Origin of the sequence: Actinocrinis sp. (assembly GCF_035650855.1) — a bacterium.
Classification (GTDB): Bacteria; Actinomycetota; Actinomycetes; order Streptomycetales; family Catenulisporaceae; genus Actinocrinis.
On record NZ_DASRGV010000141.1, the window covers coordinates 1 to 15,054 of the forward strand.

Annotated in this window: 16 protein-coding genes; 8 read left to right on the forward strand and 8 right to left on the reverse strand. The window is 68.9% G+C overall.

Annotated features, from left to right (window positions below; genetic code table 11):
* Window positions 1–695: SUMF1/EgtB/PvdO family nonheme iron enzyme (locus tag VFB40_RS11035; RefSeq protein ID WP_324849601.1), on the forward strand; the 695-nt coding region annotated here is incomplete at its 5' end.
* Between the two features lie 43 nt (window positions 696–738).
* Here the strand turns inward: VFB40_RS11035 and VFB40_RS11040 are convergent.
* On the reverse strand, window positions 739–1,179 hold the full coding sequence (locus tag VFB40_RS11040; protein WP_324849603.1) for a universal stress protein: 441 nt from the start codon (window positions 1,177–1,179) through the stop codon (window positions 739–741).
* Between the two features lie 422 nt (window positions 1,180–1,601).
* Here VFB40_RS11040 and VFB40_RS11045 point away from each other — a divergent pair, with 422 nt between their 5' ends.
* Complete coding sequence (locus VFB40_RS11045; RefSeq protein WP_324849605.1) at window positions 1,602–3,386, forward strand: glycosyl hydrolase family 18 protein; 1,785 nt, start codon at window positions 1,602–1,604, stop codon at window positions 3,384–3,386.
* A 125-nt stretch (window positions 3,387–3,511) separates the two neighbouring features.
* Here the strand turns inward: VFB40_RS11045 and VFB40_RS11050 are convergent, their stop codons facing one another.
* Complete coding sequence (locus VFB40_RS11050; RefSeq protein WP_324849607.1) at window positions 3,512–3,712, reverse strand: hypothetical protein; 201 nt, start codon at window positions 3,710–3,712, stop codon at window positions 3,512–3,514.
* A 222-nt stretch (window positions 3,713–3,934) separates the two neighbouring features.
* Here VFB40_RS11050 and VFB40_RS11055 point away from each other — a divergent pair, with 222 nt between their 5' ends.
* Window positions 3,935–5,032, forward strand: coding sequence for a magnesium transporter CorA family protein (locus VFB40_RS11055; protein ID WP_324849609.1), 1,098 nt, complete (start codon window positions 3,935–3,937; stop codon window positions 5,030–5,032).
* A 7-nt stretch (window positions 5,033–5,039) separates the two neighbouring features.
* On the opposite strand, the gene VFB40_RS11060 is transcribed toward VFB40_RS11055, so the two are convergent.
* Both VFB40_RS11060 and VFB40_RS11065 read right to left on the reverse strand, forming a co-directional pair.
* Entirely contained in the window at window positions 5,040–5,459 is a 420-nt protein-coding gene (locus VFB40_RS11060) for a cupin domain-containing protein (protein ID WP_324849612.1), read from the reverse strand.
* An 86-nt stretch (window positions 5,460–5,545) separates the two neighbouring features.
* Entirely contained in the window at window positions 5,546–6,013 is a 468-nt protein-coding gene (locus VFB40_RS11065; protein WP_324849614.1) for a PTH2-like family protein, read from the reverse strand.
* Between the two features lie 84 nt (window positions 6,014–6,097).
* Here VFB40_RS11065 and VFB40_RS11070 point away from each other — a divergent pair, with 84 nt between their 5' ends.
* Entirely contained in the window at window positions 6,098–6,985 is an 888-nt protein-coding gene (locus VFB40_RS11070; protein ID WP_324849616.1) for an AraC family transcriptional regulator, read from the forward strand.
* 88 nt (window positions 6,986–7,073) lie between these two features.
* The gene (locus tag VFB40_RS11075) at window positions 7,074–7,448 is read left to right on the forward strand and encodes a hypothetical protein (protein WP_324849618.1); all 375 of its coding nucleotides are present in this window, start codon (window positions 7,074–7,076) and stop codon (window positions 7,446–7,448) included.
* A gap of 224 nt (window positions 7,449–7,672) precedes the next feature.
* Here the strand turns inward: VFB40_RS11075 and VFB40_RS11080 are convergent, their stop codons facing one another.
* The 4 genes from VFB40_RS11080 to VFB40_RS11095 form a co-directional block, all read right to left on the reverse strand.
* The gene (locus VFB40_RS11080; RefSeq protein WP_324849620.1) at window positions 7,673–8,578 is read right to left on the reverse strand and encodes a hypothetical protein; all 906 of its coding nucleotides are present in this window, start codon (window positions 8,576–8,578) and stop codon (window positions 7,673–7,675) included.
* A 101-nt stretch (window positions 8,579–8,679) separates the two neighbouring features.
* The gene (locus tag VFB40_RS11085) at window positions 8,680–9,165 is read right to left on the reverse strand and encodes a SigE family RNA polymerase sigma factor (RefSeq protein WP_324849623.1); all 486 of its coding nucleotides are present in this window, start codon (window positions 9,163–9,165) and stop codon (window positions 8,680–8,682) included.
* 151 nt (window positions 9,166–9,316) lie between these two features.
* Window positions 9,317–9,673 (reverse strand): L-rhamnose mutarotase, encoded by a 357-nt coding sequence (locus VFB40_RS11090; protein WP_324849625.1) that lies wholly within the window; start codon window positions 9,671–9,673, stop codon window positions 9,317–9,319.
* A 177-nt stretch (window positions 9,674–9,850) separates the two neighbouring features.
* Complete coding sequence (locus VFB40_RS11095; protein ID WP_414642076.1) at window positions 9,851–11,596, reverse strand: glycoside hydrolase family 13 protein; 1,746 nt, start codon at window positions 11,594–11,596, stop codon at window positions 9,851–9,853.
* A gap of 266 nt (window positions 11,597–11,862) precedes the next feature.
* Between VFB40_RS11095 and VFB40_RS11100 the strand changes: the two genes are divergently transcribed.
* From VFB40_RS11100 to VFB40_RS11110, 3 genes are all read left to right on the forward strand, one after another.
* Window positions 11,863–13,308, forward strand: coding sequence for an ABC transporter substrate-binding protein (locus tag VFB40_RS11100; RefSeq protein WP_324849629.1), 1,446 nt, complete (start codon window positions 11,863–11,865; stop codon window positions 13,306–13,308).
* A gap of 128 nt (window positions 13,309–13,436) precedes the next feature.
* Complete coding sequence (locus VFB40_RS11105) at window positions 13,437–14,378, forward strand: carbohydrate ABC transporter permease (RefSeq protein ID WP_324849631.1); 942 nt, start codon at window positions 13,437–13,439, stop codon at window positions 14,376–14,378.
* 1 nt (window position 14,379) lies between these two features.
* Window positions 14,380–15,054 (forward strand): carbohydrate ABC transporter permease (locus VFB40_RS11110; RefSeq protein ID WP_324849633.1); only part of this gene is annotated, 675 nt, incomplete at its 3' end.

Sequence of the window (15,054 nt, forward strand, 5' to 3'; positions counted from 1 at the left end):
CTCTGGTGCCGGGAGCGCTGGTGTTCCGGATGCCGCCGCAGCCGGTCGGTCTGGAGGACTGGCGCGAGTGGTGGTCGTTCGTGCCGGGCGCGGACTGGCGGCATCCGCTTGGTCCGCAGAGCACCGTGGAAGGCCGGGAGATGCACCCGGTAACCCAGATTGCTTATGAAGACGCGGCCACGTACGCGGCGTGGGCCGGCAAGAGCCTGCCGACTGAGGCCGAGTGGGAGTACGCGGCGCGCGGCGGGCTGGAGGGCGCGGTGTTCGCGTGGGGCGATGACTTCATGCCGCGGGAACGGCGGATGGCGAATACCTGGCACGGCGAGTTCCCGTGGCACTACTCCCCCGATGTCGGCGGCCATCACCAGCCGAGCACGACGCCGGTGTGCATGTACCCGCCGAACGGGCACGGCCTGTACGACATGACCGGCAACGTGTGGGAGTGGACGGCCGACTACTTCACCGAGGACCACAGCGGCGCGTTGCCCGGACTGCCTTACGGATCAAACGGTGTGTCATACGACGGTCTGCCGCCTGAGGAGGCGCTGGAGCGGTATCCGCGGCGCGTGACGAAGGGCGGTTCGCATCTCTGCGCGCCGAACTACTCGCTGCGTTACCGTCCGGCGGCGCGCCAAGGGCAGACCGAGGACACGGCGACATGCCACTTGGGGTTCAGGTGCGTGGTGCGCGACTGATGGAGTGAGGGCCGAGGTGGATGCGGGGGCGAGGGGCTGGCCGTCAGGGGACGACGGTGACGGGCCAGCGGCCCGCTTTGACCAGGCGTACCGCGACTGACCCGAGGAACCGGTGCCCGGCCGACTCGGAGGCGCCGATGACGACCGCGTCGGCCCGGATGCGGTCGGCCAGCTCGATCAGGCCGCGATACGGGTCTCCCTCGGCGGTGTAGAACTCCCAGCGCACCCGCTGCCCAGGCGGCACGCGCTCGACGCCGTCACGGATCTGCCGCTCAAGATCCGCGGCGTTCTCAAGACCCAGCTGCGCCATGGCCGCGCCAGCCTGCGGGTTGCCCATCCCGAGCGGGCGGAAGTAGGCGAGCACGAGCTTGGCGCCTTGCCGCCGGGCCAGGCCGGCCGCGTAAGCGCCCGCCCGCATCGACGACTCCGACCCGTCGATGCCCGCCAGGATCACCAGCGGTCCGTCGGTTCCGAGCTCGAACATCACGGCGCCCCTGTATCTGTCCACTGCGTTTGTTCACTGCGTTTGTTCACTGCGTCTGCTTGCTGCTGCGTTGGGGGTGAGCGTAGCGGCAGTCGGGGCGGGTCCCGAAAGCCGGGCGGGTCGTCGCATCGGGGTTCTGGGCAGAGTCCTTGACAGAGTCGTGGTCTAGTCCAATCATGGGCGTGCAGTGGTCCATACCACAGGCGCCCGATCGGCTCGAAGCCCGAAGCTTCCGCAGGTCGGCGCGGTGGTGTGGGCCGACCCTCGGTTAACTCGTGCTCACGCGCCTGGTGCGGCTACGGCGACGCCTGGCCGGCGCGGCAAGACCGGTGCGCGCCCGGCAGTACTTAAGCGGTTCGGGCGCCGTCCGGTTCCTGTGCCAACAGTCCGGTACCTCAGCCGTTGCCTTCGCTGGAGATTTCATGCGCTTGACCGCCACTCGGGCATCCGCCCGGCGCCTTACCGGCAAGACCCGCCTGACCCTCACCGCGCTCGCCACCACCGCCGTTGCCGCCGGGTTCGTGGTGATCGGCGGCGCCAGCGGGGCGCAGGCCGCCACGCCGGTGCCCGCGCACATGTTCGCCCCGTACTTCGAGGCCTGGACCGGCGACGACCCGGCCACCCTCTCCTCGCAGTCGGGCGCGAAATACCTCACGATGGCCTTCCTGCAGACCGCCTCCGCCGGGTCCTGCACGGTCGACTGGAACGGCAGCACGAGCATGCCGGTCTCCTCCTCGACCTTCGGCAGCTCGATCAGCACGATCCAGGCCAACGGCGGCAACGTCATCCCGTCCTTCGGCGGCTACACCGCGGACACCACGAACACGGAGATCGCGGACAGCTGCACCAACGTCTCGTCGATCGCCGCCGCCTACGAGAGCCTGGTCACGACGTACAACGTGACCCGGATCGACCTGGACACCGAGGCCAACTCGCTGACCAACAGCGCCGGCATCGACCGCCGCAACAAGGCGATCGCGCAGGTGGAGAGCTGGGCGGCGAGCACCGGCCGCACGGTGCAGTTCTCGTACACGCTGCCGACGACCACCTCGGGGCTGGACTCCTCCGGGCTGGCCGTGCTGCAGAACGCCGTCTCGAACAACGCGCGTGTCGACGTCGTGAACATCATGACCTTCGACTACTACGACGGCGCTACGCATGAGATGGCGACTGACACCGAGAACGCCGCGACCGGCCTGTACAACCAGCTCGGCTCGCTGTACCCGTCGAAGACCTCGGCGCAGAAGTGGGCGATGATCGGCGTGACCGAGATGCCGGGCATCGACGACTACGGTGCGGCGGAGACCTTCACCACGGCTGACGCGCCGACGGTGTACAACTGGGCGGTCAGTAAGGGCATCAACGAGCTCTCCTTCTGGGCGTTGCAGCGCGACAACGGCAACTGCCCGGGCACCGGAGGTCAGGACAACTGCTCCGGGATCTCGCAGAGCCAGTGGTACTTCAGTCACACTTTCGAGCCGTTCTCCGGCGGCACCACGAACCCGGGCAACGACTTCTCGCTGTCGCTCTCGCCGGGATCGGCCTCGGTGAATCCGGGCTCGTCGACGACCGCGCAGGTCAGCACGGCGGTGACCTCCGGCTCGGCGCAATCGGTGAGTCTGTCGGCATCCGGCGCGCCCTCGGGCGTGACCGTGTCGTTCAATCCGGCGTCGGTGACGGCCGGAGGCTCCTCGACGGTGACCTTCGCGACCTCGTCCTCGGCCGCGCCGGGGACGTACGCGATCACCGTGAAGGGCACGGCGACCTCCGGCAGCCACACCGCGACCTACTCGCTCACGATCAACGGCTCGGGCACCGGCGGCGGAGGTTCGCTGACCAACGGCGGATTCGAGAGCGGAAGCCTGAGCCCGTGGACCGGTCAGGCCGGGGACGCCGTGGTGTCCAGCCCGGTGCACTCGGGCAGCCACGCCGCTTTGATCGCGCCGACAGCGAGCCAGACCGGCGAGCTGGACCAGACGGTGACGCTCAAGGCGAACACGAGCTACACGCTAAGCGGTTGGGTGCAGGGTAACTACGCGTTCATCGGTGTCAGCGGCGGGGCCAGCGCGAGCACGTGGACCTCGTCGAGTTCGTGGACGAAGCTGACGGTCTCGTTCACGACCGGTTCCTCCGGAACGGTCACCGTGTTCGTGCACGGTTGGTACAGCCAAGGAAATGTGTACGCGGACGACTTCTCCGTCGGCTGACGGGTACGCAGAAGCCGCCTGCCGCGCCCGCAAGGGCGATCAGGTCTCGCCGCCCCGCCTCTCGCGACCGCACTTCGTGAGAGGCGGGGCGGCGAATGTGTGTAAGGGCGGGGCCGTCGGGATGGTCAGTGCGGGGAGAGGGTACCGCCGAGCAGGCCGGCGATCATGCTGTCCACCTGGCCGATCCGCCCGGCCAGGGCAGTAGTGGACAGCAGGAAGCCAAGCAGGATCGCGGCGAGCGCGTGCGAGGCCTTCAGGTCGTCCTTGCGGACGAACAACAGCACGGTCAGGCCGAGCACGAGCGTGATCGGGATGGACAGGCGCATGAAACGGAGCCTCCTTCCGGCGACGGGCCAGACGGACTCCCCCGAGGGATCTATCTCCACAGTGATGACGACAGTGATGATGAGGACAGTGATGAGGACGCGGACAGGCGGACGCTAGCGGGCGCGGTCACGGCCGCCCCGATCGGTCATCAGATCGCCCGAATCCGAGCTTAGCGCCCAAAGCGGACAGGCCTCGGCAGGCGAGTCGCTATTCTCGGCTTCGTGTCGACAACCGACCCCAATCCCGACGGCCCGACCGGGTCGCCCTCAGGCGCACCGGACGCCGCATCCGGCTCTGCCTCAACCGCGACGCAGACGCGGATTCAGACGCAGCCCCAGCCGAAACATCACAGCCGCGCGTACCGCAACGGCGAACTCGTCGCCGAGAACTTCCCGTTGCCGGACCTGTCGGACTGGCTCGAACACGACGACGCGAACGTGTGGTTCGATCTGCCCGATCCGTCGCCGCAGCAGCTGCAGGAGCTGGCCGCGGAGCTCGGGCTGCACGCGCTGGCCGTCGAGGACGTGATCAACGGCAGGCAGCGCCCCAAGGTCGACCGCTATGACGGTCATCAGCTTTTCAACGCCTACGCCGTCCGGGTCTCCGACGGCGTGCACCTGCAGACGGTCGCGATCACCGCGTTCATCACCAAGCGCGCACTGATCACCGTGCACCGGGCCGGGCAGTTCGACATCGACGACGTGGTGGCGCGTTGGGACAACTCGCCCGACCTGGCCTGCCACGGCTGCGGCTTCCTGATCTACGGGCTGCTGGACTATGTCGTGGACAGCTACTTCACCGCGCTTCAGGTCTTCGACGACGAGGCGGAGGAGCTCAGCGACCAGGTCTTCGACTGGGACGGCGGGCCGGCCGGGGACGAGGTGCGGCGGCTGTACGACCTGCGCCGCTCGCTGCTCACCGCCCGCCGGGTGATCGGCCCGATGCGGGAGGTCATCAACTCGCTGATCCATTTGCGGCAGGACCTGGGCCTGTCCGGCTCCGAGCTGACGCCCTACTACCAAGACGTCTACGACCACGCGATCCGCGCCGCGGACTGGACCGAGAACCTGCGCGACCTGATCGGCACCATTCGCGAGACCCAGCTGACCATCCAGGGCAACCGGATGAACCTGATCATGAAGAAGGTGACCAGCTGGGCGGCGATCATCGCGGTGCCGACGGCGGTGACCGGCTTCTACGGGCAGAACGTGCCGTATCCCGGGTTCAGCTCCACGGCCGGGTTCTGGACGTCGACCGGGATCATGATCGCGCTGTCGGTCACCCTGTACGTCGCGTTCCGGCTGCGCGACTGGCTCTGAGCGGGTTTCAGGCCTCGCCCGCGGCGCCGCCGAGGGCGAGGCCGGCCGTGGAGAAGACCCAGGGGTCGGCGCTCAGGTCGGCGTCGCCGGAGTTGACGGTGCCGCGCGGCTCGAAGAACAGCAGCCGGGTTCCGGGCTCGGCGGACGGCTTGTGCCGCACCCCGCGCGGAACGGTGAACAGCTGCAGCGGGCCGAGCACGACCGGGTCGCGGTCTTCCAGCTCGATGGTCAGCCGGCCCTCGACGACGAGGAAGAACTCGTCGGTCTCCGGGTGGGCGTGCCAGACGTACTCCCCCTGGCCGTTGGCGATCTTCACGTCGTAGTCGTTGACGGTCGCGGCGATGCGCGGCGCCCAGATCTCGGCGGCGAAGGAGGCGTAGGCGCTCGACAGGTCGACGGGGTTCGGTGCGGTGTCTGCGTCTGTCATCGGTCTTCTCCTGACGGTTCGTCGGGCGAGGTACGCGGTGAAACCGGGCGGGTGGATGCCCTGTGAGCGGCGCCTGCCTGGGCCGGTCATCGGTGGAGAGAAAGGCCCTTGAGCGCCGCATCGACGTGCGCGCGCTGTCCGTAAACGGACAGGCCGGCCAGGGAGAGGTCTTCTGTCGCGATCTTACGCACCACAGCCCGGTTGTCCTCGTCGTTGAACGTGCCGAACAGTTCCTCCGGGTAGACGGCGATGCTCAGCTCACGCTCCAACGCACGGCGGTGTGCCTTACGCAGTTGCGCGGCAGTGGCGGCGAAGACGAGGACCGGCTGCCCGAACATCGGCAGATATTGCATGTCCGAGGCGTCGAAGTAGGGCTCGCCGATGGTGTGCGCCGCGGTGGCCGCGATGCCGCTGACCGCGAAGGCGGTGACGTTGAGCTTCTGCCAGGTGGCCAGGTCCTCGCGTACGACGACTGCGATCTTGGTGTCGACCGCGATCTTGGTGTCGGCAGAGGCCCGCGCGGTGCCGCTCTCGCTGCTCGGGTTCTCACTCATGGGATTGATCGTGTGCCGCGCGGCGCGGGCCGGTCTTGGACGCTCGTGCGCCCTGGTGTGGTGCGGCTGTTGCAGAATCGAAGGGTGGAGAAGAGGGCGCGGGACTGGGCCAGGTACTGGCGCGCGCCCGGCAGCTCGATCGAGGTGATGCGGGCGCACTTCGAGACGCACCGCTACCACCGGCACAGCCACGACACTTACTCGTTCGGCGTCACGGAGTCGGGCGCGCAGACCTTCAACTGCCGCGGCGCGAAGCGGACGAGCGCGGCGGGCATGGTGATGGCGTTCAACCCGGACGAGCCGCACGACGGGCACGCCACGGACGCGTTGGGGTTCACCTACTCGATCGTGTACATCCGGGACGCGGAAGTGATCGAGATCCTTGGCGATCAGCGCGGCCGCCGCACCGGTTCCCCGCTGTTCGCCGAGCCCGTGATGCATGACCGCGCGGCTGCGGACGCGCTGCGCAGACTCAGCGCTGCTGTCGCCGGCGGGCAACGGCTCGTGGTCGAGGAGGCCCGGGACGCCGCCATCCGCGCGCTCGTGCGCCGCACACCCCTGCGTACCAGCATGGCGTTCGCCTTGGACGCACAGCCCGAGGTGGGCCGGCACGACGCGGGTGTGCTGCGTGTGCGCGATCTGCTGCGGGCGGAGTACGCGCGCGAGATCGGCGCGGACGAGCTTTCGGTGTTGGCGGGGTGCAGCCGGTTCGCGTTGTACCGCGCCTTCGTCGCGGAGTACGGCATGTCGCCCGGCGACTATCAGCGTCAGTTGCGGTTGCGGGCGGCGCGCGCGTTGCTCGCAGACGGGCTGAGCCCGGCCGAGGCGGCGGCCGAGACCGGGTTCACCGACCAAGCGCATCTCACCCGGTGGTTCGGCCGCTGCTACGGCATCACCCCGGCGTGTTATCGGGCCGCGGTCTTCGGTCAGGCATCGGAACCGGCCGGGCGTTCACGTGCGTTACCTGCATAGGTACGCCTGAGATCAGGCAGCCGGGCTCGGGTTACCGACTCAGGGCCGGAACCGCAAGGTACGCAGACCGACCGATAGGCTGGCGAGGGTGGACGAGAACAGAGCACTGCGCGTCGTGGACGCCCTGCGTGATCGGGGCATCAACGCGCATGTCGCGCGCGAGGGCGTGTACCAGATCGGTGTGCGGATCTCGCTGCCGGACGGGCGCGAGGCGGTCTGGGACACCGACGACACCCCGGGACTCGAGGCGCAGGTGATGCGCGACGGGATGCTGGTCGGCTTCGTACCGGTGATCGAGGGGTCCGAGAACTTCGACGAGGCGCAGACGGTGGACGCGATCGCGCGCACCGACTATGACCGGCCGATCGCCCGGCAGCGCACCAGCGCGCCGCCGCCGGCCGCGCCGCTGCCGCGCGAAGGTGGCGTCTTCCGGCGTTTTCTGGGCGGCTTCCGCGAGCGCTGACCTAGGCTTTCACGCCCCGGGCCGGGCGGCCGGGTTCGATCCGCGTGATCAAAACGCTACGCCTGGTTTGCGGAGCGCGACGGATGGCAAGGAAACTCGACGCATGGGCGCGCCTGCGTGGGGCAGGCGCGCCCGTCTGCATCATGACGCAATGCGCGCTTGTATGCTGCGCTTTTTTCGAAGGCGGGCGCGCCCGTGCGACCGATCACCCGTCGCCGGGTCGGCTACTTGGCCAGGGCTGCCGGCACATAGGGCTGCCACATCGGACTCGAGGCGACGATCCCCCAGGTCTCCACGTCCAGCGGGGGCAATGCGCGGGTCACCTCGTTGGCGGCGCTTTCCGGATCACCGTTCTGCGCGGTGATCTCGATCGCGACCCCGTCCGGCCGGTTCACGATGACCCGGTAGACGACGACCTTGGACGCTGGAGGCGCGATGACCTCCAACATGGCCGTGTCGCCGGTGACGGTGTTGCCCTCGGTGTAGCACTCGGACAAGGTGCCCGATGCGTTCGGGCGGAGCTTGGCGGCGCTGGACGGCGTGGCCTGTGGCAGCCCGAGACCCTGCAGCGCGCAGTTCACCGGGTCGATTCCCCCGTTCGCGACCGGGGCGATGTCCACGAAGATCTGGGAGACACCCTTGCCGTCATCGACGTTCACCCGCAGCAGCGAACCGCGGGACGCGGGCTTGTAGTCGCCGAAGGTCCAGGTCGCGGCGACGAGTTTGCGCAGGATGGTCACCGCGGCCGGGGCGTTGATCGGGGCCTCGCCGGGCCCATGCTTCAGATTGCTGAACCCGAACAGGCCCGCGGTGGTCGGGCTGGGAACCGGCGAGGAGATCGTGCTCGGCGCCAGCGAGTCCGGAATCGGCACGGCCAGGTGCGACGGGCCGATGACGTGGCCCGCCGCGCCGTAGCTGTCTTCGGGGTCCGTGTCGTGCAACCCCACGGCGACGCCCACGCCGGCGAGCAGCACCATGGCCGCGGCGCCCGAAGCGATGGCGACGTGGCGGCGGCGCCTGCGGACGCGCCCCAGGCGCTCGCCCGCGGCCAGGATGGAATCGATGGGTGGGTCGAGCGCGCAGGTCGCGGCGTCCATGAGTTGGGATAGCCGGTCTTCGGCGGCGTTCATCGCGTTCCCTTGGGTGGATGGATGGTCCGAGGTCGGGGTTTGCGTGGGGTTGCGCTTCGAGGCGGTTCGATCGGGCGGTGCGGGCGGATGGGGCGGCGTCGTCACTCCTGGAACAACAGCTCGCGGTCGTCGCCGAGCAGCGAGCGCAGCTGCTTGAGCGACCGGTTGCAGATGCTCTTGATAGCGGCCGGGGTGGTGCCGAGCAGGCCGGCGACGTCCTCGACGCTCAGGTCGTCGAGGTAGCGCAGCACCATCACCGCGCGGTTGCGCGGCGGCAGGGTGCTCAGCGCCTCCATCAGGACCAGCCGCAGCTCCGGGTTGTCACCGGGGGCGCGACCCTCGGCGAACTCGGCGATCGGGATCTCTCCGCTGCGCCGCAGCCGTCGGTGCGAAAGGTACGTGTGCAGCAACGCCTTGCGGGCGTATGCGTCCACGGACTCGCTCTTCTGGATGCGGTGCCACGAGGAGTAGAGCTTGGCCAGACAGGTCTGTACCAGGTCCTGCGCCTCGTGCCAGTCCCCGCACATGAGGTACGCGATGCGAAAGAGCTGACCAGCCCTCGCCGTCGCGAACTCCTGGTATTGCAAGAGACCAGTGGATTCCCGATCACCCACGGTGGCTCCAAACTTGACGACGTCATGAAGTACAGACGCCTCTGGAGCGCGAGAGGTAGCACGGCAGGCAGCACGCGGCCGGCGCCGCGGCGGTTCACGCCTGCGGCGCGCCGGCCGACCGGGTTCAGTCCGTGTGGAAGACCTCGGGCAGGACGGTCCACCACTCCCCCGGCTGCGCGCCCGGGACCTGTTCCTGGCACGGGTCGGTCAGCTGCCACCAGCGTTGCGTCGCGGGGTCTGCGGCCATGCGCGCCATGTCGGCGGCGTGGTCCTCGCCGATGTATTCGTAATAGCTGATGAGCAGGTCGCCGTGGAGGTAGATCGAGTAGTTGCGGATGTTGCACGCGGTGATCATGGCCAGCACCTCGGGCCAGACGTCGCGATGCAGCCGCAGGTACTCTTCCCGGTGCTCCGGGCGCAGCCGGACGACTTGGGCGCGGCGCCGGGGGCGGCGCGAAACGGCGCCCGGAGGTTCAGACACAGCGGTATCAGACACAGCGGGGTCAGACACAGCGGGATCGGCGGCGCGGGCGTCAGCATCAGTCACCGGCCGACGCTATCCCGGCGGAGCTCGGGTCGGCTAGTACTGCCCCTAAGTACTACCCGATGCACCGCTGCGCTGCTCGTGTCGCCTCGGCCGCGCCGTTGAACGGCGGTGTCAGCGTCCGCGCAACCGCAGCCAGACTGCGGTGTCGGGGGCCAGCAGCTCGCCGTGAAGCGGGTCGCTGCTCAACAACACACTGTCATTCTCGGGAAGCTCGACCGGTGCGTCGGACAGATTGATCACGCAGGCGAACTCGTCGCCGCGGCGAAACGCCAGCACGCCCGGTTCGGCGGCGATCCAGCGCAGCGGCTCGCGTTCGCTGCGCAGCGCGGGCTGGTCCCGGCGCAGCCGAAGCGCGGCGCGGTACAGCTCCAGCATCGAGGTCGGGTCCTCGGACTGCGCCTCGACCGTGTAGTCGCTCCAGGTCGCGGGTTGCGGAAGCCAGGGCCGCGCCGCCGCGCCGGCCGGGCTGAAGCCGAACGGTGCGCTCGTGCCGGACCAGGGCAGCGGCACGCGGCAGCCGTCGCGGCCGGGGTCTGCGCCGCCGGTGCGGTGCCACATCGGGTCCTGGCGTACCGCGTCCGGCAGGTCTTCGACCTCCCAGAGGCCTAGCTCCTCGCCCTGATACACGTAGACGCTGCCCGGCAGCGCGAGCGTGAGCAGGGCGGCGGCGCGGGCGCGGCGGGTGCCCAGCTCGAGGTCGAGCGGGTCGCCGTGGTGGCGCTCGGCGAAGTCGAAGGTGGTGTCGGCGCGGCCGTAGCGGGTGACGTGCCGGGTGACGTCGTGGTTGGAGAGCACCCAGCTGGCCGGGGCGCCGACCGGGGCGTGCGCGGCGAGGGTGTCGTCGATGGTGCGGCGAAGGGCCACGGCGTCCCAGGCGCAGCGCAGGAACTCGAAGTTGAACGCGCTGTGCATCTCGTTGGGCCGCAGGTAGAGCGCGAAGCGGCGCGGGTCGGGCAGCCAGATCTCGCCGATCAGGACTCTGCCGCCGGGGTACGAATCGGCGACGCGCCGCCACTCGCGGTAGATCTCGTGGATGCCGTCGCGGTCGGTGTACGGGTGCAGCGGCTCGGTGTCCGGGCTCTGTTGCGCCGGCGCGTGGACGTTCTGCGGCGGCAGTTCGTGCTCGACGTCCGCCAGGAACGGGTCCTTGACCAGGATCGCGGCCGAGTCGATGCGGACGCCGTCCACGCCGCGGTCCAGCCAGAACCGCAGCACGCTGAGGAACTCCTCGCGCACCTGGGCGTTGGCCCAGTTGAAGTCGGGCTGCTGCGGGGCGAACAGGTGCAGGTACCACTGGCCGGGGCGGCCGTCGGGTTCGGTGACCCGGGTCCAGGCGGGGCCGCCGAAGTGCGAGACCCAGTTGTTCGGCGGCAGGTCGCCGCCCGGGCCGCGGCCGGGGCGGAACCAGAAGCGGGAGCGTTCGGGTGAGCGCGGCGCGGCGGCCAGTGCGGCCTGGAACCACGGGTGCCGGTCCGAGCAGTGGTTGGGCACCACGTCGATGATGATGCGGATGCCGCGCTGGTGTGCCTCGGCGATCAGCGCGTCCGCGTCGGCAAGGGAGCCGAATACGGGATCGATGTCGCGGTAGTCGGCGATGTCGTACCCCGCGTCGGCCATCGGCGAGGGATACCAGGGGGTCAGCCAGATCGCGTCGATACCCAGGTCGGCGAGGTAGTCCAGGCGGTCGCGCACGCCGCGCAGGTCGCCGATTCCGTCGCCGTCGCCGTCCGCGAAGCTGCGCAGGTAGACCTGGTAGATCGCGGCGTCGCGCCACCACTGCGCGATGCCGGCCAGGTGTGCGGTGCCGTCCTGGGCCACAGTCCCTATTGAAGACGGGTCGCTCACGTTCGGCACCATGGCAGGCCCCGTCGCGGAGACGGTGGCCGCCGACTGTGCGATGTCCGGGCGCAGGGGGCGTGAGCCGGGCGAGGTCACGGGGCGGCACTTCCTTGTTGCGTCGAAGTCGAGTCGCGGCGGAGGCGATGTAGCCAGAGTAGCACCGCTAGGTCGAATCTTTGCGGACTCTCATCAAGTTATTGCAGCACGATGTCGCCATCGCTACAGTGACCTCACTCGACCGAGGGCAGGGCTCGGTGCCCAGGTTCCGCTCAGGGAGGACACAGATGTCCGCAAGGCACAAGCGAAAGAAGGTCGCGGCGTTCGCATGCGCCGCGGCCGTGGCGTTCGGCGCGGCCGCCTGCTCTTCGAGCAGCGGCGGTTCGGGCGGCGGCAGCAGCGCCGACGGCACCGCGGACGGCAAGCCGCTGGACCCGAACGCCACCGTCACGGTCAGCATCGACTGCGCTCCGGCCTCCGACCAGCCCGGCCTTCAGGCGCAGTACAACGACGACCTGGCCACCTTCAAGGTCAAGTACCCGCACGTCACGGTCAACCCGCTGCCGAAGACCAAGTGCGAGGACCCCGCGTCGTTCACCGCGATGCTCAAGGGCCACACCGAGACGAACGCCTTCTACGCCTACTTCACCGACCAGAACCAGGTGCTCAACTCAGGCGATGCGGCGGACATCTCCTCCTACGTCAACCCGCAGACCGTGCCGGGTATCAAGGATCTGCTGCCGACGGTGACCAAGGAGATCAGCAACGGCGGCAAGGTGTACGCGCTGCCCCGGATCTACTACACCACCGGCCTGGTCTACAACCGGGACCTGTTCAAGCGGGCCGGGCTCGACCCGGACAAGCCGCCGACGACCTGGGCCGACCTGGCCGCCGACGCCGCGAAGATCTCCGCGCTCGGCGGCGGGATCACCGGTTACGAGGACTACAGCGGCGGAAACACCGGCGGCTGGCACTTCGGCGACGAGATCGACAGCGTCGGCGGCAGCCTGACCACCCCGGACGGCACGAAGGCCGCGTTCAACAACGCGCAGGGCCAGCAGGTGCTGCAGAACCTGTACAACATGCGCTGGCAGTCCGGCGGCATCGGGGCGACCCCGGTGACCCAGTGGGCCGACGCCTTCCCGCCGCTGGCCTCCGGCAAGGTCGGCATGATCATCGGCGCGCCGGACGTCATCTCGCACCTGACCAACTCGCTGGGCGCCACCCCGCAGCAGTGGGGCCTGGGCCCGATGCCCGGCCAGAACGGCCCGGCGCCGGCCACCCAGGACGGCGGCGACCTGTTCTACTTCAAGAAGTCGGACACCCCGAACCAGATCAAGGCCGCGATCGCCTGGATCAACTACGCGTACATGACGCCCGGCCAGGGCCAGTTCAACTACGCGCGCAACGTCGCCCTCTCCGGGGACCCGGGCACCAACAAGTTCATCGCCGTCGGTCTGCCCGAGCCGCAGCTGTGGGCGCCGAACACCGCGATGGCCCAGGCCGACGCCGCCGCGTTGAAGGCGGCCAACGCGAACATGCCGGTGGCCAACTACGCCCCGTACCTGAACAACCCGGTTCCGGGCATCGGTGAGCCGCCGATCGCCGCTCAGCAGATCTACGCCGTGCTGGACAACGCGATGTCCGCGGTGCTGACGAACAAGAACGCGAACATCCAGCAGCTGCTCGGCGACGCCGAGAGCAAGGTCAACCAGATCCTGGCCAACCAGTAGGACCGGCGGCGCCGCCGCACCGAAACCAGGCGCGGCGCGCGGGTCCGGTCCGCATTACCGGACCCGCGCGCCGAGGCCGACCGATCGCAGGACACGGACACACGGCATCAGCCAGACGGGAGAAGCGGGTGGCGATCGTCATCGCGCCGGGCAGGACCGGGACCACGGCGCCGGTCCGGCGCCGGCAGGCCAGGTTCCTGCGCGAAGTGAACCGGAACGCGCGGGCGCACGGATTCCTGATCGGCTCAGTGATCTGCTTCGCGCTGTTCACCTGGTACCCGATGGTCCGCGAGGTCGTCGAGTCCTTCCAGCGGCTGCACCTGGGCGACACCACCTTCTCCGGGCTGCGCAACTACCGGCAGATCACCGCGGACCCGTTCTTCTGGCAGGCCTGGCGCAACACCTTCCAGTTCACCGGTCTCGCGCTGCTGTTCGGCTTCGCGCTCCCGTTCGTCGTCGCCGTGGTGATCAACGAGTTCCGGCACGCGCAGGCGTATCTGCGCATCCTGGTATACCTGCCGGTGATGCTGCCGCCGGTGGCCGGGATCCTGCTCTTCCGCAACTACTTCATGGACCCGACCAACGCGGGACTGCTCAACCAGCTGCTGCACGCGGTGCATTTGCCCACCTCGCAGTGGTGGGGCGCGGCGCCGAGCGCGATGCCGTCCCTGGTGATCATCTCCACTTGGACGAACATGGGCAGCGCGGTGCTGATTTACCTCGCGGCGCTGCAGGGCATCCCGGGCGAGCTCTACGAGGCGGCCGAGATCGACGGAGCCGGGCTGCTCAAGCGGGTGTGGCACGTGACCATCCCGCAGACCCGCACGATCCTCTCGCTGCTGCTGATGCTGCAGATCGTCGCGACGATGCAGATGTTCACCGAGTCCTTCGTGACCACCGGGGGCGGTCCGGAGAGCTCGACGGTCACCATCGTGTACCTCGCGTACAACTACGCCTTCCAGTTCAGCAACTTCAACACCGCCGAGGCCCTCGGCGTGATCATGTTCATCGTCCTGGGCGTCTTCTCCGTCCTGTACGTCTGGCTCGAGCGACGCGGGAACGAGGCCTGACATGGCTGCTGCCTACGCCACCCCGTCCAGAACCCTGATCTCCCGGGCGCAGCTGAACCGCAGGAGCGGGCGCCGGGTGTACTGGGTCTCGCTGTGCGCCGTCGTGCTGCTGTTCACCCTGGTCTTCCTGTTCCCGCTGTACTGGATGGTCACCGGAGGGTTCAAGCCGACCGCGCAGCTGGTGCAGAACCCGCCGAGCTTCGTGCCCACGCATCCGCAGCTCACGCCCTACCGCACCGCGTGGGACGAGCTGCACATGGGTCGGCTGCTGCTCAATACCCTCATTTACGCCGGGGGCGCGCTCGCGCTGCAGCTGACCTTCTGCGTCGCGGCGGCCTATTCGCTCTCGAAGCTGCGGCCGGTGCTCGGCAACCTGATCCTCGGGATGATGCTGGCCACCATGATGATCCCGGCCGCGATCCTGATCATCCCGCAGTACCTCACGGTGCTGAACCTGCCGCTGGTGCACTGGAACCTGGTGAACACGCCATGGGTGATCTGGCTGCCGTCGGTGGCCAACGCCTTCAACATCTTCCTGCTCAAGCGGTTCTTCGACTCGATACCTTCCGACTACATCGACGCGGCCGCGGTCGACGGCGCGTCCCGGCTGATGATCCTGTGGAAGATCGTGCTGCCGATATCGCGGCCGATCCTCGGCGTGGTCTCGATCTTCGCC

Coding starts and splice junctions, on each gene's coding strand:
- VFB40_RS11040 (WP_324849603.1), bottom strand. CDS start 1,179: ATGTTCGAGCTCGGAACCGACGGACCGCTGGTGATCCTGGCGGGCATC.
- VFB40_RS11045 (WP_324849605.1), top strand. CDS start 1,602: ATGCGCTTGACCGCCACTCGGGCATCCGCCCGGCGCCTTACCGGCAAG.
- VFB40_RS11050 (WP_324849607.1), bottom strand. CDS start 3,712: ATGCGCCTGTCCATCCCGATCACGCTCGTGCTCGGCCTGACCGTGCTG.
- VFB40_RS11060 (WP_324849612.1), bottom strand. CDS start 5,459: ATGACAGACGCAGACACCGCACCGAACCCCGTCGACCTGTCGAGCGCC.
- VFB40_RS11065 (WP_324849614.1), bottom strand. CDS start 6,013: ATGAGTGAGAACCCGAGCAGCGAGAGCGGCACCGCGCGGGCCTCTGCC.
- VFB40_RS11080 (WP_324849620.1), bottom strand. CDS start 8,578: ATGAACGCCGCCGAAGACCGGCTATCCCAACTCATGGACGCCGCGACC.
- VFB40_RS11095 (WP_414642076.1), bottom strand. CDS start 11,596: ATGGTGCCGAACGTGAGCGACCCGTCTTCAATAGGGACTGTGGCCCAG.
- VFB40_RS11100 (WP_324849629.1), top strand. CDS start 11,863: ATGTCCGCAAGGCACAAGCGAAAGAAGGTCGCGGCGTTCGCATGCGCC.